The sequence below is a fragment of the Paenarthrobacter sp. NPDC090517 genome (assembly GCF_044769165.1).
Classification (GTDB): domain Bacteria; phylum Actinomycetota; class Actinomycetes; order Actinomycetales; family Micrococcaceae; genus Arthrobacter.
Genome location: NZ_JBIVXN010000002.1, coordinates 226,007 through 240,643 on the forward strand (window position 1 = coordinate 226,007; position 14,637 = coordinate 240,643).

Sequence of the window (14,637 nt, forward strand, 5' to 3'; positions counted from 1 at the left end):
CACGTGACTGAAACCATCCGCACCGCAACTACGCACGACGCCGGGAAGCTGGCTGAGCTCGCCGCCGTCACCTTCCCGCTGGCGTGCCCGCCCGGCTCCTCGTCGGCGGACATCCAGGCACACCTCGAAAAGACGTTGAGCGAGGCCAACTTCGAGGACTACCTCGCCGATGCGAACATCACCATCCTGGTGCTCGACGACGATGGGCAGCTCAACGGCTACACCATGCTGATTGCCAAGCCGGCCAGCGACCCGGACGTGGCCTCCGTGCTCTCGGCGCTCCCCTCCACGGAACTAAGCAAGTGCTACGTCCACCCCGACCACCACGGCAAGGGTGCCGCGTCACGACTCATTCAGGCATCGCTGGCCGACGCCGCGGACAAGGGCGCAGCAGGGGTGTGGCTCGGCGTTAACAGCGAGAACGCGAAGGCCATCCGCTTCTACAAGAAAAGTGGCTTCCAGCGGGTGGGCACCAAGTCGTTCAAGCTTGGCGACACCGTGGAGCACGACTTCGTCATGGAGCACGAACTCCAGGGAAACTAGCCGAACATTTCCCCGGTCAGGGGCGGCCTGGGATCGGACCTCAGCTCAAGACCGGCCGGTACCCCCGTCACGCTTCCGGACGAGCCAGAGGCCTCGATGGTGATCCGCGAGCGCCCCAGCAGCACGTTGTCGGCTTTGAAGGTTCCCAAGGAGTCAGGCAGGATGGGCGCCAGGTGCAGCACGTTGCGGGTGAAATCGGGATCGAACCGCAGCAGGATCCGGGCGAGTTGAACGGGGGCCGCAGCCGCCCACGCTTGCGGGGAACACGCCGTCGGATACGGTACCGGCTCTGCAAAGTCTCCGCGGTCGAAGCCGCAAAAAAGCTCCGGAAGCTGACCGCCGAAGTGTTCGGCGGCGTCGAACAGTCCGCTCGCGACCCGGCTGGCCTCCTTCACGAAGCCGTACCGCATGAGCCCTGTGGCGGCGAGAGCGGTGTCGTGGGGCCACACGGAACCGTTGTGGTAGCTGACGGGGTTGTACGCGCCCATGTCGGATCCCAACGTCCGGATGCCCCATCCGGTGAACATTTCCGGGGACATCAGCCGCTCCGCCACCATGGGCGCCTTGTCCTCATCCACGATGCCCACCCACAGGCAGTGCCCCATGTTGGACGTGCACGAGTCCACAGGCTTCTTATCCTTGTCCAGCGCCAGCGCGTAATAACCCTGATCCGGGAGCCAAAAAGCCTCGTTGAAGGCGGTCTTCAGCGCTTCGGCGCGGTCCGCGCAACGGCGTTCGACGGCGGTGTCCCCCGCCGCGCGGGCTAGGAGGGAGCGTCCCACGTAGGCCGCGTAAGTGTAGGCCTGCACCTCGCAAAGGGCGATGGGAGTTTCCGCCATCCGGCCATCGGCGAAGTTGATGCCGTCCCAGGAGTCTTTCCAGCCCTGGTTGACGAGTCCATGCTCGTTGGGCCGCTGATACTCGATGAAACCGTCGCCGTCGCGGTCCCCGTACTGTTCCAGCCATTCGATGGCCCGGTCAGCGTGCGGGAGCAGGGACTCGATGATGTCCGAGCCCAGACCCCATCGGCTGAGCTCGCCGAGCGTCGAGACGAACAAGGGTGTCGCGTCTGCTGTTCCGTAGTAGGCAGTTCCGCCCAGTGAGAGTCCGGCTGTGACGCCGAGCCTGACCTCATGGGGGATGCGCCCGGGTTCTTCCTCGGAATCCACGTCCACTTTGCTGCCTTGGAGCGCGGCCAGGGTCTGCAGGGTTCCGGCGGCCAGCCGCGGGTCCACCATAAGGGACATGTAGGACGCAAGGAGGGAGTCGCGTCCGAACAGTGCCATGAACCAGGGCGCTCCGGCCGCCACGGCCACGCGGTCCGGATGTTCGGGGTCAAAGATGCGCAGGGAGCCCAAATCACGTTGGCTCCGCTCCAGGACCTCCTCCACGTTGCGGTCGGTCACGGCGATCCGGGGAACATGTTCTTCCCAGGCAACGTGGCGGCGGACGCCGGGGGTGTGGTGCAGCGGCGTGGTTTCAGTGAAGGGATCGTTGGGCCCTTTTCCGTTGATCAACGGGTGGGCGATGATGCTGGTGGACCACTGGCTGCGTGCGGGGATGTTGATGTGGAACCGCAAACCGTCCTCGGACACCTTGGCTCCGGAGGCCCGGAAGGCAACTCCCCTGCGCTGACCGCTGGAGTGCGAGGATTCGATGTGCAGCTCTTTCTTGTGCGCTTTCCTCGTCGGCGCCCCGGCTTTGTGGGTCCGGCCGCCCTTGACGTCGAAGAGGTCCGCCAGGTCGGCGTCGATCAGCAGTTCAATCTCGCAGGGCGCGTCCTGCCCGGAGTAGTTCCTGATGGTGATGTCGTCCCGCAGGCCGGCCCCGACGTGGCGTTGATGCTGAACTACCAGGGGGCTGTCGAACCTGCCGTCCGCGGAGCATGCCCGTCCCACATACTCAGCTTGGAAAGCCGTGGGGTTCCGTGCCACCAGCGGTTCCCTAAGTGCGCCGTTGATCCTCAGGATCCAGCGCGAAACGATCCGCGTGTCCTGATAGTAGGTACCTTGGGAGCCACCACCGTGGATGTCGCCTGAGTGCGAGGAGATACAAAAAGATGAACCTTCGACGACGGTTACGGCACCCAGTTCGGACGCCCCGGCTTCGGTGTCTTCGTTCCAAGCGGTCATGGCCGGAAGGCCTCCTCGGGGGTCTTGCTTGAGGGTAAGGAGCCTTAGAGGGCTCGACTCTGATTCTCTTGCAACAGGCCTTCGCCGGGAAGAGGTTTTGCCTGGAATTGTTCGATCACTTTGGCGTAGAGGTCCACATGATCGGATGCCATCCTTTGAGCGCTGAACGATTCCTCCACGGAGCGTCTACACGCCTCACGGTTCAGCTCCGGGATGCGGGCAACGGAGTCGGCCAGCTCCCTGGCAGACCCTACAAAACCGGTGACACCATGCCTGACGATTTCCGGGGCCGCCCCTATGGGCGTCGCCAGCACAGGCGTTCCCGTGGCTAGTGCTTCGATCATGACCAGCCCAAAGGGTTCGTGCCATTGAATCGGGTTGAGCAGCGCAATCGCATCGCCCATCAACTCGTATTTCTCGGGATCGGAGAGTTCGCCCAGGAACTCTTCGTTGGATGCCAAAGCGGGCTGCACTACGTCGCGGAAGTAGCCCTGCTCATCCGGAGCGTGCATCTTCGCCGCGATCCTTAGGGGCACTCCTGCTTCCCGGGCGATGGCTACTGCTTCCATGAGCCCCTTGTCCGGGCACATACGTCCCACAAAGCAGGCGTATCCCCCGGCGCCTCGGCCTACGCTCACTGCCGAGAGGTCAATCCCATGATGGATGACTGCGGAGATCTCAAGGTCCTCCACCCGGCTGCACTGATCGTGGGAGATGGCGATGATTGCAGTGTCCTGTGCCATGTCACGGTAGAGCGGCGCGTAGATGGGCGACAAAGGGCCGTGAATGGTGGTAACGACAGGGACGCCCGGTGGTCTGTGCGCATAGAGCGGGCCGGCCAGGGTGTGGTCATGGATGATGTCCACGTCCCGTAACTCCGCGTAGGCCTTAATGACATGCCCCAACTCGCTGAAACTCTGTCCCAGGTCCTCCGGAACGGCTGGGCCAAAGCCCGGAATTTGGGGCACAGGGCAAGTGCTGTCCGCTGCCGTTGCCAGCAGGACTTCATGGCCGGCGTCGGACAAAGCCCTCGCCAACGCATCCACTACACGCTCTGTTCCGCCATACTTTTCGGGCGGTACGGTAAACCAAGGTCCAACTATGAGTCCGATTCGCACGAGGTTCTCTCCGTGTAAACCCCCAACCCACAGGCTGACTGCACAACCTCTTCTAAACATATTCTTGCTCACCCACCCCGGCAACACCTGGGGGTTGGGTGAGCAAACTAACAGCTCACTCCCGGAATGTCGGGCCACGTCAGGGCGTTGCAGCCAACATGAAGATTGAGATCTGGTCAGACGTCGCTTGTCCGTGGTGCTACATCGGCAAGCGCCGTTTTGAGTCCGCCCTGGCACAGTTCCCGCACCGCGATTCGGTGGACATCGAGTGGAAGAGCTACCAGCTTGACCCCTCCATCCCGGAGCACTACGACGGCACGGAGCTGGATTACCTGAGCAAGCGTAAGGGTATGGCTCCGGAGCAGGTCAAGCAGATGTTCAGCCATGTCACGGAGACCGCCAAGGAAGAAGGGCTGGACTACCGTTTCGACCAAGTAGTGGTGGCCAACAGCTTCACCGCCCACCGCCTCATCCATCTGGCCGCCGCCCACGGACGCCAGGACGCCGCCAAGGAACGCCTGCTCAGCGATCACTTCGAGCACGGCAAGGACATCGGCAACCAGGAGTACCTCACCGAACTCGGCGCAGCCCTTGAGCTCCCCGCCGACGAGGTTGCCGAGCTCTTTACCTCCGACAAGTACGCGGACCAAGTAACCCAGGACATCAACGAAGCCCGCGCCATTGGCGTCACCGGTGTCCCGTTCTTCGTCATCGACCGCAAGTACGGCATCTCCGGTGCCCAGCCGGCTGATCTTTTCAGCCAGGCGTTGAACCAAGCGTGGCAGGAAGCCAACCCGCTGATCCCCGTGGGCGCCTCCGACGCCGAGGCCTGCGGCCCGGACGGCTGCAGCATTTAACCCAAGTAGGTAACAGATCAGGCCGTTCCCAGCGCTGGGAACGGCCTGATCTGTTACTCAGTTGGGTCCGCTAGGCTTTCACCACATCAAGCTCGACGACGGCCCAGGACAGGGCGGGCAGCGTCAGGCGGAGTTCGGAACCGGTCGCCTTCACACCTTCCAGAGCCGTCAGGCCAACACGGCCCGGCTGCTCCTGGGAATTGATGGTGAAGCGGTCGCCGTCCTCGGGGATTTCAAGGACTTCGGCGCGGAGCACCTGGCGGGCATCGAAACCGCGCAGGGCAACCTCGACGTCGGCGGCTTCTTCCAACCCGCGGTTCGCGAAGAAGAGTGCGACCCTCCCTGTTTCCTCATTCCAGGTAGCGCTGACATCCACCAGGTCCGTGTCCCCGAAGCGGTTGTTCGAGTATTTGTCCGAGTCCACGGAGAGTCGCAGGATCTGGCCCTTGGCCAACTCGGCCATCCGCGCGAACGGGTGGAAGATGGTCTGCTTCCATGCCGGCCCGTTCTCTTCCGAGAGAATCGGGGCAATCACGTTGACCAGCTGCGCCTGATTTGCGATCTTGACGCGGTCGCCGTGGCGGAGCAGCGAGTTCAGCAGCGTCCCTACCACCACGGCATCGGTGACGTTGTATTTGTCCTCGATCACCCGTGGGTGCTCACGCCAACCGGCCTTGATCACGTTGTGTGGCTGGTCCTCCGTGTCCAATCCTCGCTGGTACCAAACGTTCCACTCATCGAAGGACAGGTTGATGTGCTTCTTGTGCTTCCCCTTGGCGCGGACGGCGTCCGCGGTGGCGATCACTGATTCGATGAAGTAGTCGGTATCGACGGCGGAGGCCAGGAAGCTTCCGACGTCACCTTCGTGTTCCTGGTAGTAGGCGTGGAGGGAAACGTAGTCCACTTCGTCGTACGTGTGCGTCAGGACGATCTGCTCCCACGCGCCGAAGGTGGGCATGCTGGAGCTCGAACTGCCGCAAGCCACGAGCTCAAGGGAGGGGTCCACGAACCGCATGGCTTTGGCGGCTTCCTGTGCCAGCCGGCCATACTCGTCGGCGGTTTTATGGCCGATCTGCCACGGACCGTCCAGCTCGTTGCCCAGGCACCAGAGCTTGATGTTGAACGGGTCTTTGTGGCCGTTCTTGGCGCGGAGATCGGAAAGGTAGGTACCGCCGGGGTGATTGGCGTACTCCACGATTTCGCGGGCCGCGTCGACTCCCCTGGTGCCCAGATTGATGGCTTCCATGATCTCGGTGCCGGCCTGCTTGGACCAGTCCACGAACTCGTGCAGGCCAAAAGCGTTGGTTTCCACGGTGTGCCAGGCTCCGTCCAGTCTGCGGGGCCTGTTCTCGCGCGGGCCTACGCCGTCTTCCCAGTTGTATCCGGAAACGAAGTTGCCGCCGGGGTAGCGGATGACGGTGGCGCCAAGTTCTTTGACGAGCTTCATGACGTCCTGACGGAAGCCGTTCTCGTCAGCCTCGGGGTGCCCGGGCTCGTAGATGCCTGTGTAAACACACCTGCCCATGTGCTCCACGAAAGAGCCGAAAAGTCGTCGGGGTACCTCGCCAATGGTGAAGTCGCGGTCGAGGGTGATGCGTGCGCGGGACATGTATCTCCTTGGTTGTGTTCTGAAACTGTTGTGTTCTGAAACTGTTGGTTTTCGAATGGTGCCGGTTACGTTCCGGCGAGTCCCGTCGTCGCAACACCCTTAATGATTTGGCGCTGGAAGAAGAGGAAGACGACAATCAGCGGCAGCGCGGCGAGCAGGGCAGATGCCATGTTCTGCGCGTACTGGATGCCATAGGCGCTCTTGATGGTCTGCAGGCCGACCGGGAGGGTTAGCAGGTTGCCATCATTAGTGGCGATGAACGGCCACAGGAAGTTGTTCCACGCGCCGATGAACACGAAGATCGCTACGGCGGCCAGGATCGGGCGGGACAACGGCAGGATGATCTGCGTGAAGATCCGTAAGCGACTGGCCCCATCCATCACGGCCGCTTCCTCGAGTTCACGCGGGATCTGGTCGAAGAACTTCTTCAGCACGAACACCATGGCGGGGTGGATGACCTGCGGCAGAATGATGGCCCACGACGTATCGATGAGGTTAAGCGCCAGCATCTGGTAGAAGAGGGGGATGATCAGCACGGGCGGTGGAATGATGATGGACGCGATGATCACCGTCATCAGCACTTTCTTGCCCTTGAAATCGATCCTCGAAAGCGCATAAGCAACCAGTGCCGAGATCACCAGGGTGATGGCCGTGATGGCCGCCGAGGTGTAGAGCGAGTTCCAGGTCCACAGCGGGATGTTGCCATCCTGGAACACCTTGACGAACGCTTCGGGAGTGAAGCCCGACGGCGGCAGCCACGTCACGTCCGGAGCTGCGGCATCCGTCTCGGTCTTGAAAGCGGTGGCCGTGGCCCACGCAAACGGAATCAGCCAGAGCACTGCGATGAAGGCAGCGACGACGATGGCCGCGATCCTGCCAACGGTCAGCTTCTTGCGGGGCTGGCGGAGCTTGAGGCTGTTGCCGGTGGTGGTACTGGGGGCGGGACGGGTCAGGGTAGGGGTTGCCATGGTTATGCACTCCTGCGGCGTGTGATGACGAACTGCATGATCGAGATGACCACGATCAGTCCGAAAAAGATGTAGGAGATGGCTGCCGAGTAGCCCAGCCGGTATCCGGTGAACCCGGTTTCGAAGATGTACTGCACCACGGGCCGGGTGGATCCACCTGGCCCGCCGGCGGTCATCTGGTACACCTGATCGAAGATCTTCAGCGACGCCAGGATCTGGAGCAGCACGATCATCACGGTGGTGGGTGTCAGCTGCGGAAGCGTGATGGAGAAGAATTGGCGCCATGCTCCGGCGCCGTCCAGGGAGGCTGCCTCATAATGCTGCGCGGGGATGTTCTGCATCGCGGCCAGATAGAGCAGGAAGTTGAAGCCCACGGTCCACCAGAGCGTGGCGATGACAATGGCCCACATAGCCACGTTGGGGTCATTCAACCAGGCAACGCGTGGGAGGCCGATGCCTGTCAGGAACTCGTTGATGAGGCCGAGCTGCGGGTTGTACATCCAGGTGAAGAACAGTGAAACCACCGTGGAGGCCAGCAAGTACGGCGCAAAGTAGGAGAGCCGCCACAGCCACTGGGCTGGAAGGCCGATGTTGAGGAGGGCGGCCATGACCAAGGCAACGAGGACCAACGGGACGGTGCTGATCACCGTGAAGTAGAGGGTGTTGCCCAGGGACCGCCACATATCGGCGTCGGCCAAGGCTTCGGCATAGTTCGCGAAGCCAATCAGATCGTCGTTGGCGCCGGTAAGGGACTTGCCTGTAAGGCTCATGTAGAAGCCGTAGAGAATGGGCCAGACGAGGAAAACGAGGAAGAAGACAAGGAAGGGGGTGGCAAATCCCCAGCCGCTCAGGTTGCTTCGGGTGCGGCTCCCGGGTTTGCGCAGACTCTCCGGCCTCGGCCGGGACAGCGTAGAGGTACTCATTCAAGAACTCCTTTGGTCGCTCGGTGGGTGGGCCGGTTAGACGGGGTTGGGACGGGAGAGGAGGGTGTTGGTGCGTTGCTCGAAGGCAGCCCATCCCGCGGCTGCCTTGTCCCTTCCCAGGAGGACGTTCTGCACGGTCTCCGCGAAGTAGGTCTGCCAGTCCGAGCCGGAACCGCTGAACCAGGATTCGGGATCGTAGGCAATGATGTCCGCCGCATTGGCGTAGTGAATCTGGGGCGTGAGTTCGCGGTAGGCCTGTGATTGGACCACAGGCTGGAAGCCCGGAATGTGTCCGGCTTCTGCCCAGGACAGGGATCCTTTGAGGACATCGGTGACGAACTTGTAGACGTCCCTGCGCTTGTCCTCATTCAAGTTCAGTTGCCGTGGGAGGACGAACGAGTGCGAGTCTGCGTAAGAAGCCGGCGTTCCGTACAGCGTAGGAATGGTGGCCGCGTCTACGGGTATTCCGGCCTTCTTCATGGTGGGCAGTTCCCACACGCCGCTGAACAGCATCCCCGATCCCCCACGGGCAAACTCCGCGATGCCCGTGCTGATGTCTCCGGCTTGGGCTGCAATGGTGTCATCGAAGAGGGATGCCATGAACTCCAGTGATTCAATGGCCGCTTCCCGGTCCACCTTCATGGGCTGCCCTGGTGTCAGTTCCATGTCCGTGCCGTGTTGCTTGTAGAGGGTGTAGAAGAGGCGCCACATCTGCGAACCACTGCCGAGATAGCCGAAGGACAGGCCGTGGGCTTTGGTGACCTTCTGCATTTCGAGGGCCATCGCCTTGAATTCCTGGGGTGAGGTCACTTCCTGTAGTTGGCCGTTACTGCCCAGTACTCCGGCCTTACCTGCGATATCCGTGTTGTAGAACATGACGAAAGGGTGTGAATCCAGGGCGATGGAGAACACCTTGCCGTCGTGCTGGCTTTTCTCCCAGATCCTGGGGGCGAAATCGGACGCTCTTACGCCGTTCTCTGCAAGCAGGTCCAGGTCCCACGGCTCAATGAGTCCGCCCGGCGCGTATCCGGGAACCCGGCTGGCATGCATGATGGCCACCTCGGGAGGGCGGCCACCTGCGGAGGCCATGGCCAGTTTGGTGTAATACGGCGGACCCCACGCAAGCACTGTGGGATGCACCTTGAAACCAGGATTGGCTTGGTTGGCGCTGTTGATCATGGCCTGCATCTTGATGCCATCACCGCCGGAAAGCAGGTGCCAGAACCCGATGTCCTGCACTGCAGCGGCCTGGGCCGCACCTCCGCAGCCCGTGAGGCCGGTGGCCAGCAGGCCTCCGCCAAGAAGGGCCGATCCTGTCAATAACTGCCTCCGGGACAACTGTTTCCCGGTCAAAGATTCAAACTGCTTCACCCGTCACTCCTTTGGATGGGTCCGCTGAAAGGTCACTGCTGCACTGCAAAGTCCGGTTCCGGTGCATCTCCACGCTTGGGTAAAGGTTGGCCCGGGGGTGACGCAGGTCTCACATTACATCGATGTAATGTACAGGGCAAGAGAAAATTGTTAGCGCGCACAATTTAGTGGCAGGCTCTCGTTTCAGCCTCTGCTGCTGTCCCGCTCCACAATGGTGTACTCGATTTCAACCAAGCGTTGCCCATGGGACCTGTCAGACATGCGTTCGGTCAAAAGACGCAAGGCCTCCGCGGCAATTGCCCGCTTGTCGAAGGACACGGTGGTCAGCGAAGGTACCGCAAACCGTCCGTCGATCACGTCGTCGAAACCGGCTACTGCGATGTCATCCGGAATGCGCACGCCCCTCTTCCACAAGGTATTCAAGGCGCCAAGAGCCATGGAGTCGGTGAAACAGAACAGTGCCTCAGGTACGGGGTTTGCGTCCAGATACTCATCCAACGATGCAGCTGCCGAAGCAGGCGTCCAACTGTCGCAGGAAATCAGCAGCGACTCATCCTTGGCAATTCCCAGCATCTGAAGTGCTGCTTCATAGCCGCCTGCCCGCTGGATCGCCGTGGCGGATTGCCTTCCGCGATTGACACCCAGAACTGCGATGCGCCGACGTCCAGGCCTTGCCAAAGCGAGTGTCATGTCCCGCGCCGCCGCGAAGCTGTCCACAAAGATGCGGTCGGCCAGCTGCTGCGTGACTTCACCCAGGAGAACCACCGGAGGCAGCGCGACGCCCACCTGCACGGCACTCTCCTTGAGCACCACGGGATTGAGGATCAGTCCGTCGATCAGGTTGGCCCTCGCCCGGGTCATCAGCTCATGCTCACGGTGCGGGTCGGAGCCCGTTTCCTCGATCTGCACGCTGAAGCCTTGCTCATGGGCAACTTCCACAATGTTTTGGGCGATCTCCGCGGAGAAGGGAGTCGCCAGATCCGGCAGCGCCAGTCCGATAACACCCGAACGGCCATTGCGCAGTCCGCGCGCCGAGAGATTGGGGACGTAGTCCAGCTCCGCCATGGCCTGCTCAACCCTGAGCCGCGTGGGGCCGCTCACCGGCACGATCCCGTTCATCACGTTCGATACCGTTTTAGGCGAGACCCCTGCACGGCGCGCTACGTCCTTGACCGTTGCGCGCAAGACGCCCCCTAGCTGCTGTTGGCCGGCGCTGCTGTTGACCGGTTTTCCTTGATGCTACGCGAGATTTTGCCCTTGGACGCAGTGCACTGTCGCCCATGGCAAGAGCGCCGGCCACTCTTGGCTAGTCTTCAAAGGCAGCACGGAAAGCCGCCAGCGCGGTGTCCCCTGCTTCCAGGCCGGCCCCTCCGGCAGCCTGCGCTTCGAGACCAACCACCCCCTTGTATCCGGCCTCCTTAAGCGCAGTCGCGATGCCGGGGTAATTGATTTCCCCGGTGCCGGGTTGGCACCGGCCGGGGACATCGGCTACTTGTATTTCTCCTACCCAAGGCAACGCGGCACGGATAAGTTCGATCAGGTTCCCCTCACCAATTTGAGCGTGATAGAGGTCCAGCATCATCCTGACATTGGGGTGGCTTACCGCCGAGACCAGCGCCAGGGTGTCCTTTGCCCGCGCCAAAGGGATGCCGGGGTGGTCCAGCACAGTGTTCAGGTTCTCCAACGCGAAGACCACTCCGTGCTTCTCGCCCAATGCCGCCAGGCGTTCGAGCGTGCGCCGACCGGTCAGCCACATTTCGCCGGTGGATCGGTGAACGGGGCGGACAGCCCGGCCGCCATCCCCGAGCTCTGCAGGGTGGACCACCATACGCTCGATACCAAGTTCAAGCGCGACAGGAACCAGTTTCTCCGCCGATGCCAGCACCTCATCGGCGCTGCCCGGATCAGTGAGGCTACCGCCGAAATAGCCGCTCATCGACGAGAACCGGGCTCCCGTTGCTACCAGGGCCGCGATGTCCCGGCCCCGGGTGTCCCACAACTCCACCTCAAAGCCTTGCTCATGGATCCTCTTCACGCGCTCCGTCAAGGGCAATTCGCCGTAGAGCATTTCAGCGCAGACAGCCAAGCGGAGGCTCATGCTTCATCACCTACGGTGTGCAGTGCGGGTTCCGCTGGCCGCAGTACGGCAATACTTGCCACATCAACCGGCAGCCCGGTTTGAGCTGAACGGGACGCGGCAAGGGCCACGGCCAAGGCGTTGCGCGCGTCGCCTCCACCGGCAGTTCGTGCGGCGGGGGCTTGCATACCGTCACGGTCAGCCTTCACGGAGTCCACGAAGTGGGCGAGTTCAGCCGTATACGCATCGTGAAAGAGGTCCACGTTCAGGCGGACGGTGGACGCATTGATGCCGGCGGCGGTGTAGCTCATGGCAGAGCTGGCCTGCGGGCCTCCCGCCGTCACCATTCCGGCAGAGCCAAAAACTTCTCCCCGCACGTCATAGCCGTAAAGCGCGTTGAAGTTGGCCTCGGCAACAGCAATTGCTCCGTTGCTGTAGGTCACAGTGACCACAGCGGTATCCAACAGGCCACCCTCTTTCGCTTCAGGAGCTACCAGCGCGTCAGCCACAGCATGAACGCGAACGGGGACAGCCCCCGGGTTCAGCCAGTTCAAGGTATCGAAGTCGTGAATGAGGGTCTCCAAAAAGATGGTGCCCGGCGGAATCCGATCCGGGTTGGCAATCCCGTCAGTATTGCCGGGATCGCGGGTCAGGGACCGCAGCAACTGAGGGGTTCCTATGGCACCGTCATCAATGAGCCTGCGGGCGGCGGCAAAGTCGCTTGAGTAGCGGCGGTTGAAGCCGAACTGGACGATCACGCCCGCGGTCCCTGCTGCGTCCAGTGCCTCATCAAGTTCTTCCACGGTCCTGCCGCCCGGCTTCTCGCAGAAAGCGTGCTTACCTGCCCGCGCAGCCGCGGCGATCAGCCCGGCATGAAAACGCGCAGGCGCCGCGATAAGAACAGCATCCACATCAGGATCATTCAGCACATCTGCGGCGTCACTACTGATCTTGGCAACGCCGAGGCGGTCGGCAAGTGCCTCGACCGCAGGGAGGGCAGGATCGGCTATTGCCTCAAGCCGGGCATTGGGGATGCGATGCGCAACCGACTCAGCGTGGAAACTTCCGATCCATCCCGCTCCGATCAGTGCGATACGAACCGGCCGGTCTTCGGTGACCGGGTGCTGAAGGTAACCCATAGTAAGCTCCTGAAATAGTCGATCTAGATCGTTCTAGTCGCACCATCCTGACATGTCGTTCGCCGTACGTCTAGATCGTTCTATAGACTGTGGGCAGCCAGGAGGAAATATGTCGGAATTGCAGCGCCGCCCCACCTTGATGGACGTAGCCGAAGCGGCAGGCGTCTCCCGCGCCTTGGTTTCCATCGTGATGCGGGATGCACCCGGCGCCGCGGAATCAACGCGGCAAAGAGTCTTGGAGGCAGCCCGCCAACTCGGATATCGAGCAGACTCCCGGGCGAGGTTGTTGCGGAGCAGTAGGACCAAACTCCTGGGTCTCATCTTTTCCAGCTCACAGCCCTTCCACGCGGAAATTGTGGATGCCGCCTACGCCGAGGCCTCCGCCAGAGGCTATGAAATAGCGCTGAGCGCCGTAGCGAACGGCAGGCCCGAGGCCCGCGCCATAGAGACCTTGCTGGATGTCGGCGCGGAGGCATTGATCATCATCGCCCCAACCCTCAGCGTGGATGATCTCGCCCTGCACGCCCGCCAGGTGCCGGTGGTGAGCCTCCTTCGCGACGATGTGGGCGACCTCGTGGATTCGGTCAGCAGTGACGATCACGCAGGCATCGCGATAGCCGTTGACCACTTGGTAAGTCTCGGTCATCGCCGGATCATCCACGTCGACGGCGGCGCTGCCGTTTCGTCGGACAAACGCCGGGAGACGTACTGCACTGAAATGATGCGGCACGGGCTCCAACCTGTGGTTGTTCCTGGTGGCCCTGGAGAGGAGGACGGCATGGGAGCCGGGCAGATTCTTCAGGCTAACCTGCCCACGGCAGTCATCGCCTTCAACGACAGGTCGGCCCTCGGCATCATGGAAAGCTTCAGGGCCACAGGGATCCGGATTCCCGAGGATATATCGGTGCTCGGCTATGACGACAGCCACTTCGCAAAGCTCAGTTTCGTCCAGCTGTCCTCCGTTAGCCAAGACGCTCCACTCCTTGCCGCCTCGGCCGTTGGCCGTGCCGTGGACCGAATCGAAGGGGCGAAGTCACCGGGCAGCGTAGTCCGAACGCCGCATCTGGTCCTCCGCAAAACCACAGCCGGGGCTCCTACAGGCAACTGACGCTCCGGCCTCACAGCTCTTAGTGACAGATCACTGTAAAGTGTCTATATGCCAAGGATCACGGCCGCCACGAACGCTGCCCAACGCGCCGAGACCCAACGTCGGATTTTGACCGCTTTTGGAGAGCTCCTCTTCACCCATGGCCTCCCGGGACTCACCATGACGGACGTCGCCCGGCACGCCGGCGTCGGACGTACGGCGGTCTACAACTATTACGCAGACATGGAGCAATTGCTGATCGCGTACGCCTTGGACGAGACAGAGCGCTTCATCGTTGACCTCCGCGATTCACTCGCTGCGTTGGAAAACCCCGTTGACAGGCTTGCCCTCTATGTCCGGTCCCAGGTTGAGGATCTCAGCCGGCGCCACTTGCCTCCAGGACCGGCAATGGCCGCCGTCCTCTCCCCCGGTTCCTTCGCGAAGCTCGCCGACCACGTGGGCGACCTCAACGTCCTGCTCCAAGACATCCTCCAGGACGGCGTGGAGCAGGGCTACCTTCCGGACACGGACGTCGCCCAGTTGGCGCGCCTCATTCACGGAACGCTTTCCGCCAGCGCCGCACGACGCAACCGAACGCCCGACGGCGAGACCGCCCCGCCGCCGCCGGCCTCCGACGTCGAGCTTCACAGCGCCTCCGAACTTCACGCCGCCCCCGAAGTTCACACGGCCCTCGAGCTTCACACGGCGCAAACGGTGCGGTTCATCCAATTGGGCGCGGGAGCCCGCTTCGACGAGGCCGGAAAGCCGATGCGCCTGGAATCGCCCACCCACGATGCCCTCGCCAGCTAGCTA

Annotated in this window: 13 protein-coding genes; 4 read left to right on the top strand and 9 right to left on the bottom strand. The window is 62.1% G+C overall.

The window, feature by feature from the left end; genetic code table 11:
- Positions 1–3 precede the first annotated feature (3 nt).
- On the top strand, positions 4–543 hold the full coding sequence (locus ACIQTW_RS09835; protein ID WP_402936589.1) for a GNAT family N-acetyltransferase: 540 nt from the start codon (positions 4–6) through the stop codon (positions 541–543).
- Here the strand turns inward: ACIQTW_RS09835 and ACIQTW_RS09840 are convergent.
- Both ACIQTW_RS09840 and ACIQTW_RS09845 read right to left on the bottom strand, forming a co-directional pair.
- Entirely contained in the window at positions 540–2,675 is a 2,136-nt protein-coding gene (locus ACIQTW_RS09840; protein WP_402936591.1) for a glycogen debranching N-terminal domain-containing protein, read from the bottom strand. The genes ACIQTW_RS09835 and ACIQTW_RS09840 overlap by 4 nt on opposite strands.
- Before the next feature lie 44 nt (positions 2,676–2,719).
- The gene (locus ACIQTW_RS09845; protein WP_402936593.1) at positions 2,720–3,793 is read right to left on the bottom strand and encodes a glycosyltransferase family 4 protein; all 1,074 of its coding nucleotides are present in this window, start codon (positions 3,791–3,793) and stop codon (positions 2,720–2,722) included.
- 158 nt (positions 3,794–3,951) lie between these two features.
- Between ACIQTW_RS09845 and ACIQTW_RS09850 the strand changes: the two genes are divergently transcribed.
- Positions 3,952–4,650, top strand: coding sequence for a DsbA family protein (locus ACIQTW_RS09850; protein WP_402936594.1), 699 nt, complete (start codon positions 3,952–3,954; stop codon positions 4,648–4,650).
- Positions 4,651–4,720: 70 nt separating this feature from the next.
- Here the strand turns inward: ACIQTW_RS09850 and ACIQTW_RS09855 are convergent, their stop codons facing one another.
- The 7 genes from ACIQTW_RS09855 to ACIQTW_RS09885 form a co-directional block, all read right to left on the bottom strand.
- Complete coding sequence (locus tag ACIQTW_RS09855) at positions 4,721–6,259, bottom strand: alpha-N-arabinofuranosidase (RefSeq protein ID WP_402936596.1); 1,539 nt, start codon at positions 6,257–6,259, stop codon at positions 4,721–4,723.
- Positions 6,260–6,324: 65 nt separating this feature from the next.
- Positions 6,325–7,227 (bottom strand): carbohydrate ABC transporter permease, encoded by a 903-nt coding sequence (locus tag ACIQTW_RS09860; RefSeq protein ID WP_179018836.1) that lies wholly within the window; start codon positions 7,225–7,227, stop codon positions 6,325–6,327.
- A 2-nt stretch (positions 7,228–7,229) separates the two neighbouring features.
- The gene (locus ACIQTW_RS09865; RefSeq protein WP_091465228.1) at positions 7,230–8,150 is read right to left on the bottom strand and encodes a carbohydrate ABC transporter permease; all 921 of its coding nucleotides are present in this window, start codon (positions 8,148–8,150) and stop codon (positions 7,230–7,232) included.
- A 36-nt stretch (positions 8,151–8,186) separates the two neighbouring features.
- Positions 8,187–9,521 carry an extracellular solute-binding protein gene (locus ACIQTW_RS09870; RefSeq protein ID WP_402936599.1) on the bottom strand — a complete coding sequence of 445 codons (1,335 nt, stop codon included), beginning with the start codon at positions 9,519–9,521 and terminating at the stop codon, positions 8,187–8,189.
- A gap of 183 nt (positions 9,522–9,704) precedes the next feature.
- Positions 9,705–10,706, bottom strand: a complete 1,002-nt coding sequence (locus ACIQTW_RS09875; protein ID WP_402936601.1) for a LacI family DNA-binding transcriptional regulator — start codon at positions 10,704–10,706, stop codon at positions 9,705–9,707.
- A gap of 121 nt (positions 10,707–10,827) precedes the next feature.
- Entirely contained in the window at positions 10,828–11,619 is a 792-nt protein-coding gene (locus tag ACIQTW_RS09880; protein WP_402936602.1) for a TIM barrel protein, read from the bottom strand.
- Positions 11,616–12,737 carry a Gfo/Idh/MocA family oxidoreductase gene (locus ACIQTW_RS09885; RefSeq protein WP_402936604.1) on the bottom strand — a complete coding sequence of 374 codons (1,122 nt, stop codon included), beginning with the start codon at positions 12,735–12,737 and terminating at the stop codon, positions 11,616–11,618. The genes ACIQTW_RS09880 and ACIQTW_RS09885 overlap by 4 nt, the downstream gene beginning before the upstream one ends.
- Positions 12,738–12,846: 109 nt before the next feature.
- Between ACIQTW_RS09885 and ACIQTW_RS09890 the strand changes: the two genes are divergently transcribed.
- Positions 12,847–13,845, top strand: coding sequence for a LacI family DNA-binding transcriptional regulator (locus ACIQTW_RS09890; RefSeq protein ID WP_402936606.1), 999 nt, complete (start codon positions 12,847–12,849; stop codon positions 13,843–13,845).
- 48 nt (positions 13,846–13,893) lie between these two features.
- On the top strand, positions 13,894–14,634 hold the full coding sequence (locus tag ACIQTW_RS09895) for a TetR/AcrR family transcriptional regulator (RefSeq protein WP_402936608.1): 741 nt from the start codon (positions 13,894–13,896) through the stop codon (positions 14,632–14,634).
- The last annotated feature ends 3 nt before the right edge of the window (positions 14,635–14,637 follow it).